The sequence below is a fragment of the Janthinobacterium sp. HH104 genome (assembly GCF_001758715.1).
Taxonomy (GTDB): domain Bacteria; phylum Pseudomonadota; class Gammaproteobacteria; order Burkholderiales; family Burkholderiaceae_D; genus Janthinobacterium; species Janthinobacterium aestuarii.
This window is the reverse complement of sequence record NZ_LRIB01000027.1, coordinates 239,221-264,042: the sequence shown is the minus strand read 5'-3', so window position 1 is coordinate 264,042 and position 24,822 is coordinate 239,221. Positions and strand designations below refer to the sequence as shown.

25 protein-coding genes and 1 pseudogene are annotated in these 24,822 nt (G+C 60.3%); 16 read left to right on the top strand and 10 right to left on the bottom strand.

Features of this window, described 5'->3' with window-relative positions:
- The first annotated feature begins 282 nt into the window (after window positions 1-282).
- Together JAB6_RS10355 and JAB6_RS10350 are read left to right on the top strand one after the other, a co-directional pair.
- The gene (locus tag JAB6_RS10355; RefSeq protein ID WP_046682912.1) at window positions 283-513 is read left to right on the top strand and encodes a hypothetical protein; all 231 of its coding nucleotides are present in this window, start codon (window positions 283-285) and stop codon (window positions 511-513) included.
- Between the two features lie 315 nt (window positions 514-828).
- On the top strand, window positions 829-3,060 hold the full coding sequence (locus JAB6_RS10350; protein ID WP_034756379.1) for an NADP-dependent isocitrate dehydrogenase: 2,232 nt from the start codon (window positions 829-831) through the stop codon (window positions 3,058-3,060).
- Between the two features lie 93 nt (window positions 3,061-3,153).
- Here JAB6_RS10350 and JAB6_RS10345 read toward each other — a convergent pair whose 3' ends face one another.
- The 3 genes from JAB6_RS10345 to JAB6_RS10335 form a co-directional block, all read right to left on the bottom strand.
- Window positions 3,154-3,597 (bottom strand): DUF411 domain-containing protein, encoded by a 444-nt coding sequence (locus tag JAB6_RS10345; RefSeq protein ID WP_070302710.1) that lies wholly within the window; start codon window positions 3,595-3,597, stop codon window positions 3,154-3,156.
- 68 nt (window positions 3,598-3,665) lie between these two features.
- Entirely contained in the window at window positions 3,666-4,052 is a 387-nt protein-coding gene (locus JAB6_RS10340; protein ID WP_070302709.1) for a hypothetical protein, read from the bottom strand.
- A gap of 48 nt (window positions 4,053-4,100) precedes the next feature.
- Entirely contained in the window at window positions 4,101-5,444 is a 1,344-nt protein-coding gene (locus JAB6_RS10335) for a diguanylate cyclase (RefSeq protein ID WP_070302708.1), read from the bottom strand.
- Between the two features lie 256 nt (window positions 5,445-5,700).
- Between JAB6_RS10335 and JAB6_RS10330 the strand changes: the two genes are divergently transcribed.
- On the top strand, window positions 5,701-7,323 hold the full coding sequence (locus tag JAB6_RS10330; RefSeq protein WP_139143341.1) for a hypothetical protein: 1,623 nt from the start codon (window positions 5,701-5,703) through the stop codon (window positions 7,321-7,323).
- A 77-nt stretch (window positions 7,324-7,400) separates the two neighbouring features.
- On the opposite strand, the gene JAB6_RS10325 is transcribed toward JAB6_RS10330, so the two are convergent.
- Window positions 7,401-8,765: an amino acid permease gene (locus JAB6_RS10325; RefSeq protein ID WP_034755636.1), complete on the bottom strand. Its 1,365-nt coding sequence runs from the start codon at window positions 8,763-8,765 to the stop codon at window positions 7,401-7,403.
- A gap of 153 nt (window positions 8,766-8,918) precedes the next feature.
- Entirely contained in the window at window positions 8,919-9,359 is a 441-nt protein-coding gene (locus tag JAB6_RS10320; protein ID WP_070302706.1) for a thioesterase family protein, read from the bottom strand.
- 135 nt (window positions 9,360-9,494) lie between these two features.
- Between JAB6_RS10320 and JAB6_RS10315 the strand changes: the two genes are divergently transcribed.
- Genes JAB6_RS10315 through JAB6_RS10305 form a run of 3 tightly spaced genes read left to right on the top strand, consistent with a single transcriptional unit; the run spans window position 9,495 to window position 11,670 of the window.
- A complete protein-coding gene (locus tag JAB6_RS10315; RefSeq protein WP_070302809.1) occupies window positions 9,495-10,220 on the top strand; it encodes a GntR family transcriptional regulator in 726 nt (241 codons plus the stop codon).
- Entirely contained in the window at window positions 10,204-10,962 is a 759-nt protein-coding gene (locus JAB6_RS10310; protein ID WP_034755644.1) for an SDR family NAD(P)-dependent oxidoreductase, read from the top strand. Before JAB6_RS10315 ends, JAB6_RS10310 begins: the two co-directional genes overlap by 17 nt.
- Window positions 10,963-10,977: 15 nt before the next feature.
- Window positions 10,978-11,670 carry an aspartate/glutamate racemase family protein gene (locus tag JAB6_RS10305; protein WP_070302705.1) on the top strand — a complete coding sequence of 231 codons (693 nt, stop codon included), beginning with the start codon at window positions 10,978-10,980 and terminating at the stop codon, window positions 11,668-11,670.
- Here the strand turns inward: JAB6_RS10305 and JAB6_RS10300 are convergent.
- On the bottom strand, window positions 11,667-12,137 hold the full coding sequence (locus tag JAB6_RS10300) for a heme-degrading domain-containing protein (RefSeq protein WP_046682905.1): 471 nt from the start codon (window positions 12,135-12,137) through the stop codon (window positions 11,667-11,669). The genes JAB6_RS10305 and JAB6_RS10300 overlap by 4 nt on opposite strands.
- 94 nt (window positions 12,138-12,231) lie before the next feature.
- Between JAB6_RS10300 and alkB the strand changes: the two genes are divergently transcribed.
- Window positions 12,232-12,894: a DNA oxidative demethylase AlkB gene (alkB, locus tag JAB6_RS10295; protein ID WP_070302704.1), complete on the top strand. Its 663-nt coding sequence runs from the start codon at window positions 12,232-12,234 to the stop codon at window positions 12,892-12,894.
- On the opposite strand, the gene JAB6_RS10290 is transcribed toward alkB, so the two are convergent.
- The 3 genes from JAB6_RS10290 to JAB6_RS10280 are packed head-to-tail and all read right to left on the bottom strand — an operon-like array spanning window position 12,866 to window position 13,945.
- Window positions 12,866-13,297, bottom strand: coding sequence for a hypothetical protein (locus JAB6_RS10290; RefSeq protein ID WP_034755659.1), 432 nt, complete (start codon window positions 13,295-13,297; stop codon window positions 12,866-12,868). The genes alkB and JAB6_RS10290 overlap by 29 nt on opposite strands.
- Before the next feature lie 39 nt (window positions 13,298-13,336).
- A complete protein-coding gene (locus JAB6_RS10285; protein ID WP_046682902.1) occupies window positions 13,337-13,594 on the bottom strand; it encodes a hypothetical protein in 258 nt (85 codons plus the stop codon).
- Between the two features lie 15 nt (window positions 13,595-13,609).
- Window positions 13,610-13,945 carry a winged helix-turn-helix domain-containing protein gene (locus tag JAB6_RS10280; RefSeq protein ID WP_070302703.1) on the bottom strand — a complete coding sequence of 112 codons (336 nt, stop codon included), beginning with the start codon at window positions 13,943-13,945 and terminating at the stop codon, window positions 13,610-13,612.
- Between the two features lie 26 nt (window positions 13,946-13,971).
- On the opposite strand from JAB6_RS10280, the pseudogene JAB6_RS28380 reads away from it, so the two are divergent.
- The 7 genes and pseudogenes from JAB6_RS28380 to JAB6_RS10255 all read left to right on the top strand — a co-directional run.
- Window positions 13,972-14,229, top strand: a pseudogene (locus JAB6_RS28380) (GTP cyclohydrolase, FolE2/MptA family); the annotation flags it as partial.
- 33 nt (window positions 14,230-14,262) lie between these two features.
- Window positions 14,263-14,424, top strand: coding sequence for a hypothetical protein (locus JAB6_RS29300; RefSeq protein ID WP_175444527.1), 162 nt, complete (start codon window positions 14,263-14,265; stop codon window positions 14,422-14,424).
- 143 nt (window positions 14,425-14,567) lie between these two features.
- Window positions 14,568-17,720: a heparinase II/III family protein gene (locus JAB6_RS10275; RefSeq protein WP_175444526.1), complete on the top strand. Its 3,153-nt coding sequence runs from the start codon at window positions 14,568-14,570 to the stop codon at window positions 17,718-17,720.
- 88 nt (window positions 17,721-17,808) lie between these two features.
- Window positions 17,809-18,621, top strand: coding sequence for a class D beta-lactamase (blaOXA, locus tag JAB6_RS10270; RefSeq protein WP_070302701.1), 813 nt, complete (start codon window positions 17,809-17,811; stop codon window positions 18,619-18,621).
- Window positions 18,618-19,013 (top strand): hypothetical protein, encoded by a 396-nt coding sequence (locus JAB6_RS10265; protein WP_083292648.1) that lies wholly within the window; start codon window positions 18,618-18,620, stop codon window positions 19,011-19,013. Before blaOXA ends, JAB6_RS10265 begins: the two co-directional genes overlap by 4 nt.
- Window positions 19,014-19,222: 209 nt before the next feature.
- Window positions 19,223-21,553, top strand: a complete 2,331-nt coding sequence (locus JAB6_RS10260; protein WP_254671541.1) for a penicillin-binding protein 1A — start codon at window positions 19,223-19,225, stop codon at window positions 21,551-21,553.
- Window positions 21,554-21,595: 42 nt separating this feature from the next.
- A complete protein-coding gene (locus tag JAB6_RS10255; RefSeq protein ID WP_070302699.1) occupies window positions 21,596-23,137 on the top strand; it encodes a cryptochrome/photolyase family protein in 1,542 nt (513 codons plus the stop codon).
- A gap of 126 nt (window positions 23,138-23,263) precedes the next feature.
- Here JAB6_RS10255 and JAB6_RS29295 read toward each other — a convergent pair whose 3' ends face one another.
- A complete protein-coding gene (locus JAB6_RS29295) occupies window positions 23,264-23,434 on the bottom strand; it encodes a hypothetical protein (protein WP_175444525.1) in 171 nt (56 codons plus the stop codon).
- A gap of 442 nt (window positions 23,435-23,876) precedes the next feature.
- Between JAB6_RS29295 and JAB6_RS28375 the strand changes: the two genes are divergently transcribed.
- Both JAB6_RS28375 and JAB6_RS10245 read left to right on the top strand, forming a co-directional pair.
- A complete protein-coding gene (locus tag JAB6_RS28375; RefSeq protein ID WP_083292647.1) occupies window positions 23,877-24,446 on the top strand; it encodes a sigma-70 family RNA polymerase sigma factor in 570 nt (189 codons plus the stop codon).
- Between the two features lie 73 nt (window positions 24,447-24,519).
- The gene (locus JAB6_RS10245) at window positions 24,520-24,765 is read left to right on the top strand and encodes a hypothetical protein (RefSeq protein ID WP_070302697.1); all 246 of its coding nucleotides are present in this window, start codon (window positions 24,520-24,522) and stop codon (window positions 24,763-24,765) included.
- Window positions 24,766-24,822: the final 57 nt, after the last annotated feature.

Below are 24,822 nucleotides of genomic sequence, written 5' to 3'. Positions count from 1 at the left end.
GCAAAAGTTGCCCCTGCACGTGTACGCAAGGGATGGGACGCTGCGTGTTACGGCACTTGGCGAGCGTTATCAGCTGGGGAATGAAGAGCCTGGCGAAAACTGGCGTTGTGTCTGGAATGGTTGAGTCTTGGCAGCAGAGTTTCTGTTTCAGATCAAAGATGGCACCGACATTAGCCCAGGCATCGGGCTGTCAATTTGATAAATATCAATGTAGTTGCCGTCTGCCAAGCGTGCGCTGATATCGCGGAAATGTTGCTACGCTGCTCGCAAACGGGAGGCGCCATGTCCGACTTCATCGAACTGTTGCAATGGCCTGCCATGGCCGCTTCGCTGCTGGCGGCATGGCTCGTGGGGTCGCGCGCGGCAGCGCGGCGCTTTGCCGGCTTCTGGGTTTTCCTGTTCAGCAATGTGCTGTGGGTCTGCTGGGGCTGGCATGACGGGGCCTGGGCCCTGATCGTCCTGAATGTCTGCCTGGCGTTGACGAACGTGCGCGGCATCGTCAAAAACGAGTGAGCGGGACAGGATTTGCTCGAATATATTTCTTTTTAATTATTTATTTCCATTGGCGCATACATGGCTTGCCGGTCCGCTTGCGCCTATTTCCTTGCGGAAAACCGCCATATTCTCCGGTCTGTCTCAGATATTTGCTGTCTTATATAAGATTCGACGCCATCGGATACACAAACAGCGGCAGGACAGTCTAAAATACGTGGTGGGCAAGCACGGCGTCACCGCCGGCACACTAGCCGTCCAAAGCAAGGCTAACCGTCCTGTGTTTGGAATGAAGAAAGTTAACCACCAGGCATCACCGCATACAAGGGAATGAACATGGCAACACAAAAATCCAAAATCATCTACACGCTGACTGACGAGGCGCCGCTGCTCGCGACGTATTCCCTGCTGCCAATCATCAAAAAATTCACCGCGCCGGCCGGCGTGGACGTGGTGTCCAGCGATATTTCGGTGGCGGCACGTGTACTGGCCGAATTTCCCGAATTCCTGACGGACGCGCAAAAAGTCCCGAACACCCTGGCTGAACTGGGCAAATTGACCCAGAATCCAGACACCAACATCATCAAGCTGCCGAACATCAGCGCCTCGCAAGGCCAGCTGATCGCTTGCGTGCGCGAATTGCAAGGCCGTGGCTACAAGCTGCCGGACTACCCGGAAGATGCGAAGACGGAAGAAGAAAAAGCCTTGAAGGCCCGTTACGGCAAGTGCATCGGCAGCTCCGTCAACCCGGTCCTGCGTGAAGGCAATTCCGACCGCCGCGCACCGAAGGCCGTCAAAGAGTATGCGCGCAAGCACCCGCACTCGATGGGCGAGTGGAGCCAATCGTCGCAAACCCACGTCTCGCACATGCACCATGGCGACTTCTACCATGGCGAAAAATCGCTGACCCTGGAAAAGGCGCGCGACGTCAAGATGGAACTGGTCACGGCCTCGGGCAAGACCATCGTGCTGAAACCGAAGGTTTCCCTGCAAGCGGGCGAAATCATCGACAGCATGTTCATGAGCAAGAAAGCGCTGCTGGAGTTCTACGAGAAGGAAATCGACGACGCGTTCAAGACGGGCGTGATGTTCTCGCTGCACGTCAAGGCCACCATGATGAAGGTGTCGCACCCGATCGTCTTCGGCCACTGCGTGCGCATCTTCTACAAGGACGCGTTCGCCAAGCACGCCGAGCTGTTCGACAAACTGGGCGTGAATGTCAACAATGGCATGAGCAACCTGTACGACAAGATCGACACGCTGCCAGCGTCGCAAAAGGATGAAATCCTCAAGGACCTGCACGCCTGCCACGCGCACCGTCCGGAACTGGCCATGGTCGATTCGGCCAAGGGCATCACCAACTTCCATTCGCCGAACGACATCATCGTCGACGCGTCGATGCCAGCCATGATCCGTATCGGCGGCAAGATGTGGGGCGCCGATGGCCGTCCGAAAGACGTCAAGGCAGTCATGCCGGAATCGACTTTTGCGCGCATCTACCAGGAAATGATTGGCTTCTGCAAATGGCATGGCAACTTCGATCCGAAGACCATGGGCACCGTGCCGAACGTGGGCCTGATGGCGCAGCAAGCGGAAGAGTACGGTTCGCACGACAAGACGTTTGAAGTGCCGGAAGGCGGCATCGCCAACATCACCGACCTGGAAACGGGCGAAGTGCTGCTGACGCAAACGGTGGAAGAGGGCGATATCTGGCGCATGTGCCAGGTCAAGGACGCGCCGATCCGCGACTGGGTCAAGCTGGCCGTCACGCGCGCGCGCAACTCGGGCATGCCTGCCGTGTTCTGGCTCGACTCCTACCGTCCGCACGAGAACGAAGTCATCAAGAAGGTACAGGTTTACCTGAAGGATCACGACACCAAGGGCCTGGACATCCAGATCATGTCGCAAACGCGCGCCATGCGCTACACCCTGGAACGCGCCTTCCGCGGCCTGGACACCATCTCGGTGACCGGCAACATCCTGCGCGACTACCTGACCGATCTGTTCCCGATCCTGGAACTGGGCACGTCCGCCAAGATGCTGTCGATCGTGCCTTTGATGGCAGGTGGCGGCATGTACGAAACGGGCGCCGGCGGTTCGGCTCCTAAGCACGTCAAGCAGCTGGTGGAAGAAAACCATCTGCGCTGGGATTCGCTGGGCGAGTTCCTGGCCCTGGCCGTGTCGCTGGAAGACATGGGCATCAAGACGGGCAATGCGAAGGCCAAAATCCTCGCGAAAACCCTCGATGAAGCCACCGGCAAGCTGCTGGACAACAACAAGTCGCCATCGCCACGTACTGGCGAGCTGGATAACCGCGGCAGCCATTTCTACCTGGCCATGTACTGGGCGCAAGCTCTGGCAGCGCAGAAGGACGACGCGGAACTGGCAGCGCATTTTGCGCCAGTGGCCAAAGCCCTGGCCGACAACGAAGAAAAGATCGTTGCCGAGCTGAAAGCAGTACAAGGCAAGGAAACGGATATCGGCGGCTACTACCTGCCAGATCCGGCGAAGACGGAAGCGGTCATGCGTCCTAGCGCCAGCCTGAATGCCGTGCTGGACAGCATCTGATGCAGTCCTGACAGGCGGCAGGTTCTTTGCTGCCTGACATAAAAAAACGCCGCCGGAAGCGATTCCGGCGGCGTTTTTCATTTTCGCTTAGTGTTATTGGTAGTGCTTGTAGACTTCGGTGCTGCCATTGCTCTTGACCAGCAAGACGTCATACGCATCCTTGCGCGGACCTTCCATGCCAGGCGAGCCCATTGGCATTGCCGGCACGGCCAGGCCTTTCGCCTTGGGTTTCTCGCGCAGCAGCTGCTTGATCTCGCTGGCCGGTACATGGCCTTCGATGGCGTAGCCGTTGACGAGGCCCGTGTGGCAGGAACCGAGCGCGTCGGGAATGCCGGCCAGCTTGCGGTATTGCGCTGGCATCTCGACATTTTTCGCGCGTACCGTAAAGCCGTTCGTTTCCAGGTGCTTGATCCATGCGGAACAGCAGCCGCACGAGGCGCTCTTGTAGACTTCAATGACGGGCAGGGCCGCCATGGCGAACGTGGGCAGGCCCAGCATGGCGGCGAAGGCGCCGCGCACTAATAAATGTTTGATCATGTGTTGCTTTCAGACGAAGTAGGTCTATCGTGGCCACCTGAGTGGCCTGCTTGGGACGAGCTTGGAATTTAAGCGGAAAGCGGTCGCGGCGGCCGGCGCAAGCCGTCGGGAATGAATCCTGTCAGCAGGGTGGCATTGGCTACGGCGGCGTGTTCCGCGCCGTTGAGCACGGCGGCAGGCAGGGGGAAACAGGGCGGCATCAGCGCGCCCAGGCAAAAGCTGGAACAGGCGCCGCACGCGGGGTGCTTGGCAGGGGACTTGCTGTCTTCTGGTGTGCTGGCGCTGTCCGGGACGGTGGATGGCTGCGCATCGTGATGTTGGCAGGCCGCCGTCATGGCGGCGGCAGGCGAGGCAGCGATCGGCGCGCACAGCCGCGTGGCACCCGCAGCGGCCGCTTGCAGCGGCACCGCCGTGATCAACAGCAGGATCAGCCATGTTTTGAAGAGTCTCAGCATCGCGGGAAAGTATAGCATGGGGGACACTGTCGCCAGCAGAGGCATCCGCTAGCGCGAGGCGGCGGCCAGCACCTTCGACGCGTACATGGCCCGGTCCGCATGGCGCAGCAGCAGTTGCATGGTATCGCCGTCTTCCGGATAGTGGGCCACGCCGATGCTGACGGCGATCTGCAATTGCTGTCCGTTGCCCAGGTGCAGCGGCGCGGCCAGGGCCGCGTGGATCTTTTGTTCGATCAGCTTGACGTCGGCCGGCGTGACATTGCTTTCCAGAAGCACGACGAATTCATCGCCGCCCATCCTGGCCAGGGTGTCGGTTTCGCGCATGCAGTCGCGCAGGCGATTCGCTACCGTTTGCAGCAGCACGTCGCCACAGGCATGGCCGTGGTCGTCGTTGACGCGCTTGAAGTTGTTCAAGTCCAGGAACAGCAGCGACAGCCGGCCTTCCTGGCGGTGCGCGCGGGCAAACGCCGTGTGCAGGCGGTCGTGGAACAGCCGGCGGTTCGGCAAACGGGTCAGTTCATCGTGCATGGCCATGAACTGCATTTGCATCTGCAACTGCCGGCGTTCGATGGCGGTGGCAAGCTGCTTGGCGACAAATTGCAGCAAATCCTGGTCTTGCTCCGTGCCGATGGCGGCACCCTGGCCGCCTTGCAAGGCCAGCGCGCCGATGCTGCCCATGGAGGAATACAGCGGTACGGCAAGCCAGCACGAGGACAGGGCGCCAGCCGCCGTTTGCAGCGCCGCCGGCAGGCCGGCCAGTTGTCCCGCCTGCAGAAGCAGGGGGCGGCCGCTGCGCAGGACTTCATCGCACAGCAGGCTGGCCAGCGAAGACGTGGGCTGCGGCGCACTGTCGTCGGCATGGCAGGTCATCGGGGGCTGGGCGCCGTTTTCGTCATGCAGCAGCAAGGTCAGGCTGCGCGCGGGCAAGTGTTCGCCGATGATGTGCTGGATGCGGTGCAGCAAGGCGGGCAAGTCTTGCGTTGCCTGCATGGCTTCGGAAATGGCGTACAGCGCGGCCTGCTTTGCCTGCGCCTGTTTCAGCAAGGTAATGTCGCGCGCCACCGCCACGCGCAGCTGGTCGGCGGCGGACCAGCGGGCCGTCCACATGATGTGCGCCAGGCTGCCATCCTTGCGCAGGTAGCGGTTTTCAAAATGCGTCTGCGCATGGCCATCCATGATGGCACGCGCGGCGGCCAAGGTGCGGGCGCGGTCTGCAGGAGCGACCAGGTCGAGCATCTGCTTGCCGACCATTTCCTGTTGCGTGTAGCCGAAGATGCGTTCGCAGGCGGCGCTGACGAAGACAAAGCGCCCGTCCACGTCGACCATGCACACGGCGTCGAGCAACAAGTCGGTAAAGCTGGCCAGCGGCGCGCGCAGAATCTTGTGTTCCATACGATACATTTTGAGACATTCCCGGCGGTGAATCAACTTGTTGCGGGGCGGCTGGGTCATCCGTATGAAAATGTTTCATTTCCCCGACACTCATGCTTTGCCGTTTCTTGCCGTTATAGCAGTATTGCCACGCAGTACTTGCCACCACGTCAGATAACGTGACACAAGGCTTGCCTGGCGCCAGGTGATTGCAAAAAAACTAACCATATCGAACTTTTATGATGCCCCTACTCGCCACTTGCAAGGTTACAGCGCCATGACCTCCATTTCTCCACTGTCAAACTGGAATAGCGCCCCGTCAGGGGCTTCCTCCGCCACGCCGAACCGCACGCAGGCGGCATCGCCGTCGTCCCCATCCACGCCGTCTTCCATCGTTGCCCTCAGTCCGGAGAGCGTGAACGACAGCAAACCGGCCGCGCTCGTGAAGCCGCCGATGGTGTGGGAAAGCGCGACACGCAACAAGGTCAGCGACGCGATGACGAAGAGTTTTTCCTCGTATGCGTTTGGCGGCCGCTTCAGCGGCCTGGGCGCTGCCATGCTGGGACAGGCCAAATTGGGCAACTACAATTTCTCGCAGGCGATGCGTCAGCCGCCGCCGAGCGCCACGCCGAATGTCTATGCGGCGTCCGGCATCGCGCCCGGCAGCCTGCATGGCAATGGCGAAGACCGGGTTTCCCTCAGCATCACGACCAAGAGCGGCGTGGAAGTCAAGCTGTCGCTCGACAGCCAGGGCGACGGCCTGGCCGTGAGCATGACGACCAGTGGCGACCTCAGCGACGCTGAGGCGAGCGCCCTGGGCGAGCTGGCGAAGGGCTTCCAGGACGCCATCGACGGCATGGGACAAAGTACGCCGAAAATCAAGCTGGAAGGCTTGATGCAGTTCGACCAGCAGCAGCTGGCCTCGGTGAAACTGCATGCGGAAGTCAAGGTGCGCGGCGAGCCGGAAAGTATTCAAACCCTGGACTTCCAGGCCGATGGCGCCGAGCGCAAGGTCAGCTTCAGCGGCGAGGCCGGCAGCCTGGACCTGAAGGTCGATGCCAGTCAGCTCAATACCCTGGGCAGCAAGGAAAAGCAGGCGAAGGCGCTGGGCAGCTACCTGAAGCAGTTCGACCAGGCGGCGTCGCGCGGCCATGGCGACGCGGGCCTGGTGGCCATGCTCAAGGATAGCTTTACGGCCTTGCACAGCAATACCGCCGCGCCGCAGGTGGCCACCGAGAGTCCCGAGACGGGCAAGTGGCGCCTGGCGGCCGAGGACAAGTCCATCCTGACGGGGCTGGCCGATTTCAGCGCCTCCGTGTCGCAGGCCGTGAAATTCAGTAATCCCATGCGCAGTTCGGAAAAGGATGGCTTCAATTATGACGTGTCGCAAAAGACGCTGCAGGCCGGCGCCAGCCAGGATGAGCGTTCGGTCAGGCAGCAGCAGCAATCGAAGCTGAGCGCCAGTTTCCATGAGACGCTCGTCCCCGGCGTGCCGCTGCGCTTGCTGGACAATACGGAGTCGCAGAACTATACCTACCACCAGATCGAAGATACGGCCAGCAGCGACGCGCAGGTGGCCTACAAGGATGGCAAGATGGTCAAGGCGAGCTTGCGGCAGGAGGGCAACCAGTCCGAGCATGTCATGAAGTATTTCCTGGGCAAACTGGAATCGGACAAGACGACGCCAGGTAACTATTCCGTGCTGCGCGACCTGCTGCCTGTGCTGGGTCCGTACAAGACGGGCGAACTGGGCATGACTCCCGAGAAAAAGGCGGAGCAGCGCCAGCAGGCGATGCTGACCTTGAGCGACGACGTGCTGCTGCAATCGTATGCGGGCCAGAGCATCGGCCTGTGGCGAGCCGATGTGCAGCCGGATGCAGGCGAGGCCGCCGCCGCTTAGCAATAGCGCGCTGAATGCAAAAAGCCCGTCTGTGAAGACGGGCTTTTTGTTTGCCGATTGCAAAATACTGCGCAAGCCTATGCCTTGGCCTTGTTTTGCTTGATCCAGTAGCCAATGCCCAGCGCGGCGAGCCACACGGGGATCAGGTAGACGGAGATGCGCAGGCCCGGCGTCAAATACATGATCACCAGGATGCCGGCCAGGAAGACCAGGCACAGGTAGTTGGTGAACGGGTAGCCCAGGCTCTGGAACAGGGTCGTCTTGCCCTCGGCCTTCTTCTGCGCGCGGAAGCGCAAATGGATCCAGCTGATCATGGCCCAGTTGATGATCAGCGCGGAGACCACGAGGCCCATCAGCACCTCGAACGCTTCGCCCGGCATGAAGTAATTGACCACCACGCAGGCGCCCGTCGCCAGCGCGGACACGCCCAGCGCCGCCAGCGGCACGCCGCGGCGGTTCAGGCGCAGCAGCGCGCGCGGCGCATTGCCTTGCTTGGCCAGGCCGAACAGCATGCGCGTGTTGCAGTACACGCCGCTGTTGTACACGGACAGGGCGGCCGTCAGCACCACCACGTTCAGGGCCGTGGCCACCAGGTTGCTGTCGAGCGCATGGAAGATCAGCACGAAGGGGCTGCCGCCGGTGACGACGTTTTGCCATGGGTACAGCGACAGCAAAATGCCCAGCGCGCCGATATAGAAAATCAGGATGCGGTAGATGGCCTGGTTGGTAGCGCGCGGGATCGTCGTGCTCGGGTCATCCGCCTCGGCCGCCGTGATGCCCACCAGTTCCAGGCCGCCGAACGAGAACATGATGACGGCCATGGCCATCACCAGTCCCTGCCAGCCATTCGGGAAGAAGCCGCCGTGCTGCCACAAGTTCGCCACCGACGCCTGCGGGCCCGCGTCGCCGGAGGCCAGCAAATACGCGCCGAAGACGATCATGCCGATGATGGCGACCACCTTGATGATGGCGAACCAGAATTCCATCTCGCCGAAGGCCTTCACATTGAGCAGGCTGATGGCGTTGATGGCGCAAAAGAAGATGAGGGCCGAGACCCAGGTCGGCACGCCCGGCCACCAGTACTGCACGTAGATGCCGACGGCCGTCAGTTCGGCCATGCTGACGAGCACATACAGCACCCAGTAATTCCAGCCCGACAAAAAGCCGGGCAGGTGGCCGCAGTATTTGTCGGCGAAATAGCTGAAGGAGCCGGCGACGGGTTCGTCGACCACCATCTCGCCCAGCTGGCGCATGATCAAAAAGGCGATGACGCCGGCGATGCCATAGCCGAGCAGCACGGAAGGTCCGGCCATCTTGATGGTTTGCGCGATGCCCAGAAACAGGCCGGTGCCGATGGCGCCGCCCAGGGCGATGAGCTGGATGTGGCGGCTTTTCAGGCCGCGCTTGAGCTCTTGTGGTTCGGTAATCCCGACTGCCGTCATATGTTTTATCCTGTTTTTACGGGGCTGAGGTCGCTGATTCTAAAGCAAGGACGGGCAAAGCAGGAGCGAAATGCATGTTGCACTGCGGAGGCGCAAGAAAAGCCCCGCATCTTCGCCGAACGGTGCGCAAAACGGCCGCCCAGGCGTCTGCTTTTACACGCCGGCCGCGACGATGGCCGGTTCGTACACGGCCAGGAACTCGGCCGGCAGGCGGCGCGCGCGGCCGCTGCTCAGTTCGATGCAGATCAAGTCCCAGCGTCCGCGCACGACGGTGGCGCCGTCGCTGTCGCGCACCAGCTGGAAGCGCCGCTCCATGCTGGAACGGCCATCGCTGGCGCACAGCCAGGTGGCCAGGGTCAGCGCTTCGCCGGCCCGCGTCGGCAGCAGGTAGTCGTATTCGCCGCGGCGTATCGCCATGGCCCGGTCCAGGCGCCGGTAATCGTCCAGGTCCAGCCCCAGGGTGGCCGAATGGTGCCAGGCGATATGCTCGCACCAGCGCACATAGACGGCGTTGTTCGTGTGCTGCAAGCCGTCGATGTCGCTGGGCTCAGGCGTGACGGGCAGGGTATGGGCGTGCGGATAGTCCCAGTTCAATTGCAATCCTTTCGATACGGTGGCGGCTGATTGTACGTGCTTGCGCCGCGTCCTGTCTGCGGCGCACGCACGGAAAAGCGCTGTTTTATCCCTTGATGTATGATGCATCATAATTTTCTGAATCTGAAAACCACTATGAACCATCCCCTGGACAGCCTGGTGCACGTCAATCTGGGCAAGTCCGTGTATGCGACGCTGCGCGATGCGCTGGCGGCCGGGCGCTTCCAGCCCAACGACCGGCTGCGCATCCGCGAACTGGCGCTGCAGCTGGGCACGAGCGTGACGCCCGTGCGCGACGCCATGCTGCAACTGGTGCAGGAAGAGGCGCTGGTGCTGCGCTCACCGCGCGACTTCCGCGTGCCCGTGCTGAGCGTGGCGCGCTACCTGGAAATCCGCGCGCTGCGCCTGGAGCTGGAAGGCTTGGGCGCGTTCGAGGCGGCGCAGCGCATCGACGACGCCACCCTGGCCGACCTCGAGCGCCTGCTGCAGGCGAACGAAGAGGCCATCGCGCGCCACGACTTGCCGGCGGCCCTGCAATGCAACCAGGCGTTTCACCTGGGCCTGGCGCAGGCGGCCGGCATGCCGACATTGAAACGCTTCGTCGACCATCTGTGGATGCAGACGGCGCCGCTGATCGCCGCCGGCTACGCGAGCTTTTCGCCCGACATGCGGGTGGGCCACCACCACGCCATCATCAGCGCGCTGCGCCAGCGCGACGGCGCGGCCGCGCGGCGCGCGATCGAACAGGACATTCTCGACGGCGGGACGCAGATGCTCGCGTATGTGATGCGGCAGGAGCGAATGCACGCCGGGGCAACACAGAAAGAAAAGGACGAGGAAGAACATGAAGCACAAGACTGAACAGAAAATTGAACAGAAAACCGCCATCGTCACCGGCGCCAGCCGCGGTATCGGCCACGCCGTCGCGGAACGCTTCCGCAGCCTGGGCTGGAGGGTCATCACCGTCTCGCGCAGCCCGATTCCCGGCGGCTGCCCGCGCAGCCAGGAGCACAACACGCATGTGTGCATGGATTTGTCGGACCTGAGCCAGATCGGGCAGATGGTCGATACCCTGCGCCCCATGCTGGGCGACTCCAAATTGCACGCGCTGGTAAACAATGCGGGCGTGTCGCCGAAGGGGCCGGGTGGCTCGCGCGTCAATTCGCTGACCACCGACATGCAGACGTGGCAGGAAATGTACAACACGAATTTCTTTGCGCCGCTGGCCCTGACGCGCGGCTTTGCGCAGGAATTGTCGAACGCGCATGGCTCCGTCGTGAACCTGTGTTCGATCGCCGGCTACCGCGTGCACCCATTTGCCGGTTCCGCCTACGCCAGTTCGAAGGCGGCGCTGGCGTCGCTGACGCGCGAAATGGCCAACGACATGGCGCCGCTGAACGTGCGCGTGAACGCCATCGCGCCGGGAGAGATCGACACGGCCATCCTGTCGCCGGGCACCTCGCACATCGTCGATACGCAAATCCCGTTGCGCCGCCTGGGCACGACGGCCGAAGTGGCGGATTTGGTGGAGTTCCTGTGCAGCGAGCGCGCCTCGTACATCACGGGCGCGGAAATTCCCATCGACGGCGGCCAGCGCATTTAATCTAGGAGGACGAGCATGAGCAAACATATCGGCATCGTCGGCTGTTCGGCCGAAGGCGCGGCCCTGTGCTACCGCACGATCTGCGAAGAGGGCGCGCATGCGCTGGGCGCGTATGAACACCCGGAAGTATCGATGCATACGCCGCCGCTGGCGCGCTACGTGGAGTGCCTGAACGGGGGCGACCTGGCCGGCGTGGCCGAGCTGATGCTGGCGTCGGCGCGCAAGCTGCACGCGGTCGGCGCCGAGTTCCTGATCTGTCCCGACAACACCATCCACCAGGCGTTCGAACTGATGGCGCCCCGTTCGCCGCTGCCGTGGCTGCATATCGCCGACGTCGTCGCCGCCGAAGCGGCCGCGCGTGGCTTCCAGAAAGTGGGCTTGACGGGCACGCGCTGGCTGGTCGACAGCGCCGTGTATCCGGACAAGCTGGGCGCGCGCGGCATCGCTTGCGTGCGGCCCGGCGAGGACGAACGCAGCGAGATCAACCGTATCATCATGGAAGAACTGGTGCCGGGCGTGATCAAGGAGGACAGCGTGGCGCGCTTCCAGGCCATCATCGGCGGCTTGCGCGAGCAGGGTTGCGACGCCGTCATCCTCGGCTGCACGGAAATCCCGCTGATCATCAGCGACGCCAATTCGCCGCTGCCGACCCTGGACTCCACGCGGCTGCTGGCGCGCGCGGCCTTGCGCCGGGCGCTGGAAACCTAGCGTTCCAGCTGCGCCTGCAGCGCGGCCACCACGAGCGCATGGTCGTCGGCTTGCGCCAGGCCGGAAACGGTCACCGTGCCCACCAGTCCCACGCCGCGTATCAGCAGGGGAAAGGCGCCGCCGTGGCCCGCGTATTCAATGTCATCGAGATATTTCACGTCTTCGAAGGTGCTGCCCCGGCTTTTATACGAGATGCCCATGTAGTAGGAGCTGCGGCAAAAGCGCTGCACCGTGTTGTTCTTGCGGCGTATCCAGTCCGCCTGGTCGGCCGTGGCGCCCGTCATGGCGTGGTGGAACAGCACTTGGCCATTGCGCGTGATGTTGACGGTGACGGCCTTGCCCCGCTTGCGCACTTCTTCGACGATCCACAGGCCCACGGCCAGCGCGGCATCGTTGTCGAAGCGTTCGAATTGCAGGGATTCTTCCTGTTGCGCCAGGGTTTGCAGCAAATCGGCGTAATGATCCATCGTGAAAGAGGGCGGTAGTGGCTGGAAGCGCTACTGTAGCGCACCACGGGACAGCCGCGCGCGCTTTTTGTGTGGCGCGGCTAAAATAGGCAACATGAACCTGTCCCTGTTCGCCGATGAAGAGCAAATCCCGGCCGGCCCCGTGCCGCTGGTGCCGGGCTCGTCCGCGTCCATCCTGCTGCGCGGTTTTGCGCTGCCTTATCTGGACGAGGTGCTGCCGGCGCTGGACGCCATCGTGCTGGCCGCGCCCCTGCGCCACATGGCCACGCCGGGCGGCTTGCGCATGTCGGTCGCCATGAGCAATTGCGGCCCTCTTGGCTGGGTCACGGATGGGCGCGGCTACCGCTACGCGCGCCTCGATCCGGCCAGCGGTTTGCCTTGGCCGCCGATGCCCCCCGTATTCCTGCGCCTGGCGCAAGAGGCGGCGCTGGCCGCCGGCTATCCTGGTTTTGTTCCCGACGCCTGCCTGGTCAACCGCTATGCGCCCGGAGCGCGCATGGCCTTGCACCAGGACCGCGATGAATGCGATTTCAACGCGCCCATCGTTTCCGTCTCGCTTGGCTTACCCGCTATTTTCCTGTTCGGCGGCGCCGAGCGGGCCGACAAGGCGGCGCGCATCGGCCTGCTGCATGGCGACGTCGTGGTGTGGGGCGGCGCCGACCGCCTGCGCTTCCACGGCGTGGCACCGCTGAAGGAAGGCGAACACGCGGTGCTGGGCGCGCAGCGCATCAATTTGACGTTTCGCAAGGCTGCCTGAGCTGGCGCCATGGCGTACCTGGCTTGCGTACGTACTGGGCATGCACGTAGCGCCACGGAATGGCCAGGTAGACGAGCACGACGAACGATATTTCAAACACATATTGCATGGTGGCGGGATCTACCCCGCCGTGCAGCCATTGCGGCAGCGGCACGAGCAGCAGCCACAGGGTCTTCCACAGCGCTTCCCACAGCAACACGGGCAGCATCTGCAGCGGATAGCGCAAACCCAGCAAACACAGCAATGAAAACGCGGCCAGCATGCAGTTCACGGTGCCGCGCATCAGTTCCCACGGCGCGTGCGGCGTGACGATGCCGGGCCACAGCACGCTGCCGAGGCCCAGGACGACCAGCAGATACATGGCGCGCAGCGCATACAGACGGGCGGTCGATACGGTATTCATGGTGCGGTCTCCTGGTCATGGGGGGGGCGATGAAGGGCTTTATTCGACTTCCTTGAGGATGGTTTCCAGGCTGCCCAGGCGCGCCTGGATCTGCGCCACGGATGCGCTCAAGGCGGCCAGCGACGCTGCCGTTTCCACCTGTGCGGCGGCCATCGACTTGGCCAGCTCCTGGTAGGCGCCGTCCTGCGCCAGCCTGGCGCGCGCCTGCACGATGCCGGACGTGTATTTGAGGGCGAAGATGATGACGGCGGCCGTGCAGGGGAAGAAGAAGGCGGCAAAAAAGATATTTTCAGACATGATGACCTCTACAGTTCAGGATTGATCCGGGTTGGGAGTGAGCGAGGATGCCGCCGCGGCGATGCTGGCCGGCGTCAGCCGCAATTCAAATGGGCTGGCCTCGAAATAGTTGAGGGCCTTGCCGTCGTGCGACAGCTCCAGCTGGCTGGTGACCAGTCCCGCGTGTTCCAGCTTTTGCAGGTGCAAATGCAGCAGGGGACGGCTGATGCCCAGGTCGCGCGCCAGCTGGCTGATGTAATTGCGCCCGCCGCTGGCCAGCGCCGCGATGATGCGCAGCCGGTGCGGGTTGTCGAGCGCCGCCAGCATGAGCAGCAAGCGCTCGCCCGTCGGTGGTGTGTTTATGTCTTTCATGTGTCAACATTATCTGACATGTGTTAGCGCGTCAAGAAAAATATCGCATCATATTAATGCAAGCTACTTGCAATATGGCGCCGCCTCTGCAGACTGCCGTGAGAAGGGTGGACGAGCAGGCGTTCGCGCGCTTGAATGGTGCTAATCTGATGTATGTGGAAGACGCGGCCCGCCGCGTGCAGGCGGCGCTGGCGCAACATTATGCGCAGGCGCGTGTTACCGTACGGCATATGGAAAGCCTGCATCCGCACGATGCCGTGGCGCAAGCGGGCAAGCTTGCCTGAGCTTTTCACTCAACCACCGTGGAGGTAGACAGCATGCCGGAGAAAATCGCGCAGGAGCCTGACGAAGACAGCCTGGAAGAGCAAGTGGAGCGAGAGCGGCGCGACCATGCGCTGATCGACGAGGAAAAGCTCGGTATGGACGAGCTGGAAGAGGAGCGGCTGAAACGGGAGTCCTTAAACAAGCTCAAGGGGTAGCCAGGCTGCTCCGTTTGAAGATAATGGCATATTAATAATTTCCCATGCACTTAAAAAAATGATATCGTCCTTGCAAGTGGTGAATATCTGATTATTTAATAGTGCTCAATATGGGGAAGTATATGTCAGGAGTCTGGAATTGCATGCAAGACTGGAGTGGGTTGCCTGTTCAAAAAAAGAGTGCAAAAGGGAAATTATTATTGCTTTCTTCTTTGTGTCTGCTCAGCTTGAATGTCGGCGCAACATCATTTTCAATTTCTCCGCAACATCCGCGCATATTAACGACGCAACTTGCAATAGATAATTTGAAGAGTCGGTTACCCTTGGGTCCAGCGGTTTTTCCTGGCGCGGCTGGGAGCATCGCATTTGATTTTACTGCATCGAAAAGAAATCCGGCGGTGGATGCTGCCGAGCAGTTCATTTTTGGCGAAATGAATGTCAATAATGGTAAAAATGGCATATTCATACGGCATATTGATGGCGATACGCCGGGGATTTCCAGAATTCAGATTGGTATGCTGCAAAAAGCAATCGGTACGAACCCTGCGCGTTACATCGCTTACAAGACGATCGAGATGCCAATCGGCGTGGCGACACGGATCGAGTTCAGCTGGAATAGCAGTACGAAAACCACCAGCCTGAAAATTGGTGATGTCAACGTGGCGATGGGATTGGAATGGCTGAGTGAGACATCCACAGGCAAGGTCGATTTTTCACCTGACCAGACCGCTTTTCAATTTCCGGGCAGGGTAAATGAACCTATCAGCAATTTCGTGTTGAAGGACGGCCAGGGAAATATCCTTGTCAGTTATCTAGGTAAACTCGATATGGAACTGGCCACCGCCTGGTTTGATTTGACACGGCTTGTCAAATCGGATGTGACATCGTTGAGTATGTGCCCAACCGCTGCCTCACCCTGGACGCAGCCGAAAGTGTGCAATACCGCCAGCGGACATCGCAATGGGATTGTCGAATCTGCGCAGCAATTGGCACTGGTGTATAAAATAACGAAAGATCCAGATTTTTATGCGGCGATATTAAATTATATCGACAAGTTACGTATCGTCCCCTTAAATGCTGGCGGCGACATGTCCATGGGCGGGCGTGTGATTGCACTGGGAATTCTGTATGACTGGCTATACACGGAGCTGGGCACCAGCGCTGTGCCGAATGATATTGCACAGGCCAGTTATCGGACGGCCATGGCTGCCACTATCCGCAATACCATTACGGCGCAGGCGGCACCCGGCGGCACCAATCTGCTAAGTGAAATTTGTGGCCAGCAAGGCATGGCAATCTCCTCGTTCGACTGCGCTGTCAAGCCCATCTTCAGTAACTGGAACCGCCATGCTTCGCCGTCCCAGCCATCCATCGCAACTGCTTATATGGCTGGCATGAATTTCAGCAGCGTATATGGTGCTGCTGTCGGCTTGCTGGCCATCGCCGGACCGGAGAATGACGACGTATGGCCGATGATAGAAACGGCGTATAGCCATTTTAACGAGGGTTTTCTGGCGGTGCGGCGCGATATCTCCATCGATGGCGGATACCACTCAGGATTTTCTTATAGTCTGACCGACTTGCCGTCCCGCCTGCTGCTGTGGAATACCGCTACGCAAAATGCAGGCGACATGGGGCAAGCTTCGCAATGGCTGCCAAAAACCATCTATCCGTACATCTATGGACAGCGTGACGATAAAAGTTATCCAGCCAGTGGCGACAATTTTGTCACATTATCAAGTTTTCCCTTGGTGGGCAGCATTGCGCTATGGGCCGCTGCCCATGCAAGGGATGGCAATGCCTGGGATTATTACCAGAAACAGGTGCATGGCCAGCGCTATACGCCAAATCGCTACCCCTACATCCTGGAGCAATTGTTTTGGCCCGTCGATCAGGCAAGCTTGCATCAGCCTGTCGATCTGGATTTGTCGCGCCACTTCCGCCGTTCGGGGCAAGTGCTGATGCGCGACCGTTGGGCTTACCCGGACGCGACCTTGCTGGAGTTCAAGTCCACATCATTTATCACTGATAACCACCATCATTTGGATCAGAACAGCATTTCTCTCAATTACAAGGGGCCGTTGCTGGTCGATTCCGGCAGGTATGACAGCTATGGCAGCGCTCATTGGACCAATTACTATACGCGTAGCATTGCCCACAACACAATCATTGCGTTTGATGCCAATGAGCGCTTTCAGCGGGCTGGCAGCGGGACGAGCAAGGTGGACTTCAGCAATGACGGTGGACAATGGGTGGGCAGCGCGCGTGCGGCATACCCAACCCTGGAAGAAATCCAGCCTGGTGCGATGAACGCTCTGGGTGGCATTGTCAATTATGAATATGCCCCTGGCTATACTTATGCTCGCGGCAACGCGAGCAAAGCCTATGCTTCGTCCAAACTGGATCAGGCGAATGGATTCTTGCGCAGCGTCGTCTACCTGCCGGCGCCGGCGACCGGTTCCCTGCCCATTGTCCTGACTTTCGACAGTGTGCGTACAAATGCCGCACCCGCCACCTTCTTGCTGCATACGGTCAACGAACCCGCCGCGGCAGTGGCGGCCACCGCACTTGGTAATGGGCAATACCGTTTTAATTATGCTGCCACCGATGCGCGTAGCATTACCATTCGCAATGGCGGCGGCATGCTGATTGCGCAAACCTTGCTGCCTGAGACGGCCGTAATTACCAAGGTTGGAGGACTGAACGCGGCTGGGCAATGCGACCAGATCAACGCCGATTCTGCCTTCGGACCTGGTACCTTATTACCGGGCGGTCCCACCGGCGATTGCCGGTTCACGGTACGTACTTTGCAGGCGGATAACAGCTATAAATGGCGCAATTATCCACCCAGGGCCGTGGCTGATGCCACCGATACCAGCGTCACGGGCGACATCGGCGCCTGGCGCCTGGAGGTACAGGCTTCGGGGAGCGTGCCTGCCGGAGCGGTTCAGTATTTCCTGCATGCCCTGCACGTGGCGGACAATGACTTGGGCAGCGGCAGTGCGGGCACTGGTTCGGCGCAGCGCCTGGTGGCAGACAGCCATACGGAAGCTGTGCTGATCGGTACGCAGACGGTGGTGGCGTTCAACCGCGACGCGGCGCCATCGGCACGCATGAGCTGGAATGCGCCGGCCTCGGCTGGCACCATCTTGGCGACCGGATTGTTGCCGAACACGGACTTTTTGTTGAGCCGGGTTGCGACGCCAGATGGGGAACAGCTGGTTTTGGCGCAGGCGCCGCCGGGTAGTGCAACTTACCGCAGTTCCGCCGAGGGTGTAGTCAATATCGGCATGTAGAATAGCGGTAGGCGGCGTGTGCCGCCTACCGGCTCCCGGCCATGCATTCTGCCGGGCACTGACGACCATCTTTTATTTAAATAAACGCATGAATCTTTCTTTGCAGAGCGCGTTCCTGGCCGCCTTGTCGGCCTTTTCTATTACTGCGGCCCAGGCCGCCACCATCTGCACGGCCATGGCCGACGCCAAAACAGGCACGGTCTTGCTGCAAGAGGGTAATTGTCTCGACAGAGTCACGCCCGCATCCACGTTCAAGATCGCGCTCAGCCTGATGGGCTATGACGCCGGCTTCCTCAAGGACGAGCACAAGCCCAGCCTGCCATATCGCCAGGGCTATGTGGACTGGGGCGGCGAGGCCTGGCGCCAGGATACGGACCCGTCGCGCTGGATGCAGTATTCCGTCGTCTGGTATTCGCAGCAGATCACGCAGGCGCTGGGCGCCGAGCGCTTCCAGAAATACGCGAAGGCTTTGCGCTATGGCAATGCGGACGTGTCGGGCGACAAGGGCAAGGACAATAGTCTGGAACGCTCGTGGATCAGCTCCTCGCTGAAGATTTCGCCGCTCGAGCAGCTGGGCTTCCTGCGCAAGCTGGTCAACGATCAATTGCCCGTGTCGAAACAGGCCATGGAGCAGACGCGGCGCCTGACGCGCCTGGCCGACGTGGACGGCTGGCAAGTGCATGGCAAGACGGGCGCTGCCTTCCCGCGCAAGGCCGACGGCAGCTTCGACGAAGCGCATGGCTACGGCTGGTTCGTGGGCTGGGCCAGCAAGGGCGAACGCAGCATCGTGTTCGCGCGCCTGGTGCAGGACGAGCAGAAGGGCCAGCAGTCGGCAGGCCTGCGCACGCGCGAAGCGATGCTGAAAGAATTGCCGGCCCTGCTGGAGCAGGCGCAGAAGTGACGGCCAGCATCGTTGCCGCCACCTTCATCGCTTCCGAAGGCGAGTATCTGGAAGCCGTCATCGAAGTGGGCGGCCAACGCCTGCACGTGATGGACGAGTTTGGCGGCGCGCAGATGGCCGCCGGCACGCAAGTCCAGCTCGAACTGTGGCCCATGCCCGGCGAGCTTGACGACTGGGACGCCATCTTCCGTGCCAACCCTGGCCGGGAGCAGGGCCTGCGCCGGCTTGACGGCTGGCGCTACCTGGCGCTGGGCGTCGTGACCCAGGTCGATCCCGTCATCTGCGATTGTGGCTTGCTGCAACTGGAAAACCCGTTTACGACGCATGATGCGCGCTGCGTGGGCGCGTATGTCGGCGTCACGGTGGCACGCCTCGATGCTTGCTTGGCGTAAATTCCGGCCCGCTTTGTTGCCCGCCCTATATACTTGCTGAAACGGATTTTCCGGCATCAGACAAGGTTACAGGCATGGCATCAGGCATGGAGCAGTTTCAGGAAAAAGCAAGGCAGGCATGGATGTGGACGCGCGCGCAGGCATTGCGGGTGGGAAGCGCGGCGTGGATGAGGGCGGTGGCGTTGTATCGGCGTGGTCACGCGCACTTGATGATCTTGCCGCCCGTGCGGCGCGCGCTGGTGCTGGGGCTCTGGTCTTTCCTGGCCGTGCTGGCGCTGCTGACCTTGTACATGCTGCTGCTGATCCCCTTGACGCCGAGCATCCACGACTTGCGCCAGGCGCGCGCGGCCGCGCCGAGCACCATGGTCAGCGCCGACGGCAAGGAACTGGCCCGCTTCGACCAGGGCTTGCAGGAACGGGTCACGTTAAAACAGATTTCGCCGAACGTGATCAGCGCCTTGATCTCGACGGAAGACCACCGTTTCTACGACCACCACGGCGTCGATTTCACGCGCACGGCGGGCGCCATCCTGCACACGGCGAGCGGCAACCCCCAGGGCGGTTCCACCATCACGCAGCAGCTCGCGCGCAATATGTTCCCCGAAGAAATCGGCCGCTCGCGCAACCTGAACCGCAAGCTGAAGGAGCTGATCACGGCCCTCAAGATCGAGGCCACCTACAGCAAGACGGAAATCCTCGAAGCGTATTTGAATACGGTGCCTTTCCTGTACAACACCTACGGCATCGAGATGGCGGCCCGCACCTATTTCGACAAGCCCGCTTCGCGCCTCGATATCCTCGAAAGCGCCACCCTGGTCGGTATGCTCAAGGGCACGAATTACTACAATCCTGTCGGCAATCCAGAACGCTCGCTGCAGCGCCGCAACGTGGTGCTGGGGCAAATGCGCAAGCACGACGTCATCGACGAGGCGCGCTACAAGCAGCTGGTGAAACGGCCGCTGCGCCTGCATTTCGAGCGCCAGAGCGAGCGGGCGCAATCGGACAGCCACTTCACGGCCTACGTGCGCAAATGGCTGATCGAGTGGGCTGATGAAAACGATTACAACCTGGAACTGGACGCCCTCGTGGTGCACACCACGCTCGATTACGATTTGCAGCAGGCGGCCGAGCGCGCCGTCGAGCGTCAGGCGAATGCCTTGCAGGCGATCGCCGACGTGGAGTGGAGCCGCGCCGGCGTGCCGTCGTCCACCTCGACGGGCATGTACGCGGGTATGCAGGGCGGTAGCGTGGCGTTTGATTATTTCTGGAAATCGCATCCTGGCTTGCTCGACAGTTTCGTGCGCGAATCGGCCGACTACCGCAAGCTGACGGCGGCTGGCGACACGCCGGAAGCGTCGCTGGCGCAGCTGAAGGGCGACCGCGCCTTCATGGCGGCCCTGCGCAAGTCGAAGACGCGCCTGGAAGCGGGCTTTACGGCCATGGACCCGGCCACGGGCGCCGTGCGCGCCTGGGTGGGCAGCCGCGACTTTGCGCGCGAACAGTTCGACCACGTGTCGCAGGCGGCGCGCCAGCCCGGTTCCACCTTCAAACCCATCGTATATGGCGCGGCGCTGGAAAAAGGTCTCAGTCCTGAACACGTCTACCGCGATGCCGTGATGGATATCAAGGCGGCCGACGGCACGAAATGGCGCCCGACGGACATGAGCGGCACGACGGGGCGCGACATGACCATGCGCGACGGCCTCGTGTATTCGAAAAACACGATCACGGCGCAAGTGATGCAGGACGTCGGCTTGCCGCCGATTATCAAGCTGGCGCGCGCGCTCGGTATCCGCGACAGCAAGCTGGAAAAAGTGCCGTCGCTGGCACTGGGCACCAGCCCCGTCACCTTGCTGGAAATGGTCAACGCCTACGCCAGCATCGCGGCCCAGGGCGAGGCGCGCCTGCCGTTTGTTGTCACGCACATCACGGACCGCGAAGGCAAGGTCATCGCCCGTTTCGGCGAAGACAAGCCCAAGCGCGCCATGCAGGCCGCATCGGCCGCCACGCTGACGGACATGATGCGCGGTGTGATCGACCGTGGCACGGGCACGGCCATCCGCAGCCGCTTCGGCATCCGCTCCGACGTGGCCGGCAAGAGCGGCACGACGCAAAACAATGCGGACGGCTGGTTCATCCTGATGCATCCGGAACTGGTGGGCGGCGCCTGGGTCGGTTTCAATGACGCGCGTGTCACCATGCGCAGCAATTACTGGGGCCAGGGCGGCCACAACGCCGTGCTGGTGGTGGGCGACTTTTTCAAGACGGCGCTCGATACAGGAAAACTGTCGCGCGATGCCATCTTCCCCGGCGGCAAGCCGCCACCGCCGCTGCGCCATGTGGAACCGGTCGAGGAACCGCAGGATGAACCGGTGGAAGAGCCCGGAGATTTGCTGCAAGAGGGCGCGCCGCCGGCGCCGCTGGCCATGCCGGCCGAAGGCGATGGCGGGCAGGAATCGCATGGCAAGGCGGTGCCGGAGCCTGCTCCTGCGCCCGCGCCAGCTCCCGTACCGCAGCCGGTGCCGGCACCGCAGGGATAAGCGCCGCCGCCGCGGTGAATTCAACCATCGTACAGATTAATCATGACCTCACCGATGCCCACGCTGCGCCTGATACTCGGTGACCAGCTCAATGCGCGGCACCGCTGGTTCACCGAAGTCGATCACGCCACCATCTATGTCTTGATGGAGGTGCGGCAGGAAACCGATTATGTGCTGCACCATGCGCAGAAAATCCTGGCGATCTTCGCTGCCATGCGCGAGCTGGCGCGCCAGCTGCGCCAGCGTGGTCACACCGTGCATTACATCGCCATCGGCGACGTGGCAAGCACGCGCTCGATACCGGAGAATGTCGAAGCGCTGATTCTTCGCTATGACGCTTGCGCCTTCGAATACCAGGCGCCAGACGAGTGGCGCCTCGACCAGCAGTTGTACCAGGCCGGGCGCCGCTCGCGCATTCCATGGCGGATGGTCGACAGCGACCATTTCTATACGGCCCGCCACGAGGCAGCCGATATTTTCGCCGGACGCAAGCAATGGCTGATGGAGTTCTTCTACCGCCAGATGCGCAGCACGCACCAAGTGCTGATGGAGGACGCGAAAAAACCCGTCGGCGGGCAGTGGAACTTCGATCACGATAACCGCAAGGCCTGGCGCGGCACGCCCGCCGAGCCGCAAGACCCGCGCACCGTGCATGACCATTCTCGGTTATGGGAAAGCATCGTCGCGGCCGGCGTGAAAAGCTTCGGCGCGCCGCGTGCGGACCGGCTGGCGTGGGCGCTGAACCGGGATGAGGCGCTGCAGCAGCTCGATGCCTTCATCGAGCGGGCCTTGCCGCATTTTGGCGACTTCCAGGATGCGATGAGCGTCAAGGCGTGGCGCTTGTTTCATTCCCTGCTGTCGTTCGCGCTGAACGTGAAAATGCTTAATCCGCGCGAAGTCGTCGCCAGGGCGCAAGCGGCTTATCACGCTGGCCATGCCCCCTTGGCTGCGGTCGAGGGCTTTATACGCCAGATCCTGGGATGGCGCGAATATGTGCGCGGTGTTTACTGGGCCCAGATGCCGGGGTATGTCGAAAAGAATTTCTTTGGCCATGCGCGCCCGCTGCCGTCATGGTTCTGGGATGGCAAGACGAAGATGCATTGCCTGTCGCGGGCGATTACCCAGTCGCTGGAACAGGCGCACGCGCATCACATCCAGCGCCTGATGGTGATCGGCAATTTCTCACTGCTGGCCGGCCTCGATCCGGCCAAGGTGCATGGCTGGTACCTGGGCATTTATATCGATGCCTTCGAGTGGGTGGAACTGCCCAACACCGCCGGCATGAGCCAGTTCGCCGATGGCGGGCTGCTGGCCACCAAGCCGTATGTCTCCAGCGCCGCGTATATCGACCGCATGAGCGACTATTGCAAAGGCTGCCATTACGATAAAAAGGCGCGCATCGGCGAGCGCGCCTGTCCCTTCAATGCCCTGTACTGGGATTTTTTCCATCGCAACGCGGACACATTGGAGCGCAATCCCCGCATAGGCATGGCGTATCGCCAGCTGGAGAAAATGGACGAGGCGACAATCGCGGCTTTCCGGCAGCAGGCTGCCACGATGCTGGCCAGGCTCGATTCCCTGTAACGCCAGGCAATATGGCCCGCGACCTGCTCGGAGGGTATTGCGCCCGACCCCGCTTTCAGCAGGGTGGCATGAAGAAACTGTAGTAGAGAAGGTGGCAAAAACTGCCGCGTGGCGCCGGCAGCCTGGCTACCATTTGGGTTGACGCGACCAGCGCAGCACCGTGGCAAGCCTGATTCTCACCGTATACTCATCTCCCGTTTCATGCTCCAGCCACAGGATGCCGTCTTCGATGCTGACCCAGGCATCGACTATTCGGGTGTCGAACGGCATCGCCGTATCTTTGATGTCAATCTTCATTCGTCCGGACTCCACATCGAGCGACCGTAATACCCGCGTCGTTCGCTGCGTAAACTCGATGACGTATGAAGTGCTTGTTTTTTTACTCATCAGGAATGCTCACCCAAAATGCTTTGAATATTTTTTTTCAATATTACTACATAAAAATTTACCCTTGCGCACGAAGGTAAACACGTCAATAAGCTAGTAATATAAAATTTCTATAAGGAAACATTAATTACCTCAATAGATTTAATTAGGTCTGGAACAGTGTTATTTTTACGTGCATAAAAAACATTTCCTGGTTAATCATTTCTTGATGGAATATATATTTATTTTTTTATAATATTAAATATCTTGTATTGCATGTATTGATATAAATCAATGTTCTTTTGGGTGTTAGCTTGAGGATATATTCTTGCTGCTAGGATATGAGATCAACTTTGGCTACAGTGAGTGATGCATGTCCGATGGAAATGAAAATTTCTCATTAGAAATTAATTGTGTGAATACTGCATCGGCATTTCATGCGCTGTATATCAGATATCGTATCCGCATAAGAAATTTGGTAAGTCAGTCCATTCATCGCGAGGAAGATATTGATGACATGGTTCAGCTTATATTTCTCAATGTTTTTCTATGGTTTAAAAGAGGTTGTGGGTGTTCGATGTTTTATCCGAAGTTATATTCAATGGCCATGCGCTGTATAAGGTCTGATTATTGTGGTGGCGGGGAAGTTAATTTAAGTTCGGTTGATTTTATTGATGGCGCAGATAATGTCGTTGATGCATTGGACTTGGTTGATGAAGATAGTCCGGAAGAGATATGTAGTGCAATGGAAACGGGGATGGAAATTATTCGATTAATCGCCAATTTGCCGGCGCCCTTGAAAAAGGCATTATTGTTGCGCGAGGATGAAGGTATGCGCTATGACGAGATTGCAATAAGGATGGGATGCCCGATGGGAACTGTACGAAGCCGTATCCACAGAGTAAGGGCAGAGATACGCAAGATACTGGAAAAAGATCAATGAGGGGGGCTGCCGAACTACGGTAGTCCCGAAGCGGGAGGTTACGGTGCCTGTTCCATACTTGACATGAATTTACATGGTAAATAAAAATTACATCGGTGGCCTCGTGCAGTTGGAGCTTGATCATCCCAGGCGGATCGACGCATTGACCGCACAAAAAATAGATGTGGCGATTATCTTCCAGGAAATGCTTGGCACCGCTGTGGCGGCAAAATACTTGCACACAAATGGCGTGTCGCTAGCTGTCGCTTTGCGCGTATTGGTATGCGAGCGCAGAAAAGATCCATCGCCGCCAAAAATGATCGGAATTGAAAAACGGTAGGTCCATCGTCGGCCGACCAGGCCCATTGCGGGCCAGACCGTATCGCGTTTGAAGCCC

What these genes read in the sequence shown, in the direction of transcription:
- JAB6_RS10355 (WP_046682912.1), top strand. Translation starts at nt 283, where the DNA reads ATGTCCGACTTCATCGAACTGTTGCAATGGCCTGCCATGGCCGCTTCG.
- JAB6_RS10350 (WP_034756379.1), top strand. Translation starts at nt 829, where the DNA reads ATGGCAACACAAAAATCCAAAATCATCTACACGCTGACTGACGAGGCG.
- JAB6_RS10345 (WP_070302710.1), bottom strand. Translation starts at nt 3,597, where the DNA reads ATGATCAAACATTTATTAGTGCGCGGCGCCTTCGCCGCCATGCTGGGC.
- JAB6_RS10340 (WP_070302709.1), bottom strand. Translation starts at nt 4,052, where the DNA reads ATGCTGAGACTCTTCAAAACATGGCTGATCCTGCTGTTGATCACGGCG.
- JAB6_RS10335 (WP_070302708.1), bottom strand. Translation starts at nt 5,444, where the DNA reads ATGGAACACAAGATTCTGCGCGCGCCGCTGGCCAGCTTTACCGACTTG.
- JAB6_RS10330 (WP_139143341.1), top strand. Translation starts at nt 5,701, where the DNA reads ATGACCTCCATTTCTCCACTGTCAAACTGGAATAGCGCCCCGTCAGGG.
- JAB6_RS10325 (WP_034755636.1), bottom strand. Translation starts at nt 8,765, where the DNA reads ATGACGGCAGTCGGGATTACCGAACCACAAGAGCTCAAGCGCGGCCTG.
- JAB6_RS10315 (WP_070302809.1), top strand. Translation starts at nt 9,495, where the DNA reads ATGAACCATCCCCTGGACAGCCTGGTGCACGTCAATCTGGGCAAGTCC.
- JAB6_RS10310 (WP_034755644.1), top strand. Translation starts at nt 10,204, where the DNA reads ATGAAGCACAAGACTGAACAGAAAATTGAACAGAAAACCGCCATCGTC.
- JAB6_RS10305 (WP_070302705.1), top strand. Translation starts at nt 10,978, where the DNA reads ATGAGCAAACATATCGGCATCGTCGGCTGTTCGGCCGAAGGCGCGGCC.
- JAB6_RS10300 (WP_046682905.1), bottom strand. Translation starts at nt 12,137, where the DNA reads ATGGATCATTACGCCGATTTGCTGCAAACCCTGGCGCAACAGGAAGAA.
- alkB (WP_070302704.1), top strand. Translation starts at nt 12,232, where the DNA reads ATGAACCTGTCCCTGTTCGCCGATGAAGAGCAAATCCCGGCCGGCCCC.
- JAB6_RS10290 (WP_034755659.1), bottom strand. Translation starts at nt 13,297, where the DNA reads ATGAATACCGTATCGACCGCCCGTCTGTATGCGCTGCGCGCCATGTAT.
- JAB6_RS10285 (WP_046682902.1), bottom strand. Translation starts at nt 13,594, where the DNA reads ATGTCTGAAAATATCTTTTTTGCCGCCTTCTTCTTCCCCTGCACGGCC.
- JAB6_RS10280 (WP_070302703.1), bottom strand. Translation starts at nt 13,945, where the DNA reads ATGAAAGACATAAACACACCACCGACGGGCGAGCGCTTGCTGCTCATG.
- JAB6_RS29300 (WP_175444527.1), top strand. Translation starts at nt 14,263, where the DNA reads ATGCCGGAGAAAATCGCGCAGGAGCCTGACGAAGACAGCCTGGAAGAG.
- JAB6_RS10275 (WP_175444526.1), top strand. Translation starts at nt 14,568, where the DNA reads ATGCAAGACTGGAGTGGGTTGCCTGTTCAAAAAAAGAGTGCAAAAGGG.
- blaOXA (WP_070302701.1), top strand. Translation starts at nt 17,809, where the DNA reads ATGAATCTTTCTTTGCAGAGCGCGTTCCTGGCCGCCTTGTCGGCCTTT.
- JAB6_RS10260 (WP_254671541.1), top strand. Translation starts at nt 19,223, where the DNA reads ATGATCTTGCCGCCCGTGCGGCGCGCGCTGGTGCTGGGGCTCTGGTCT.
- JAB6_RS10255 (WP_070302699.1), top strand. Translation starts at nt 21,596, where the DNA reads ATGACCTCACCGATGCCCACGCTGCGCCTGATACTCGGTGACCAGCTC.
- JAB6_RS29295 (WP_175444525.1), bottom strand. Translation starts at nt 23,434, where the DNA reads ATGAAGATTGACATCAAAGATACGGCGATGCCGTTCGACACCCGAATA.
- JAB6_RS28375 (WP_083292647.1), top strand. Translation starts at nt 23,877, where the DNA reads ATGTCCGATGGAAATGAAAATTTCTCATTAGAAATTAATTGTGTGAAT.
- JAB6_RS10245 (WP_070302697.1), top strand. Translation starts at nt 24,520, where the DNA reads ATGGTAAATAAAAATTACATCGGTGGCCTCGTGCAGTTGGAGCTTGAT.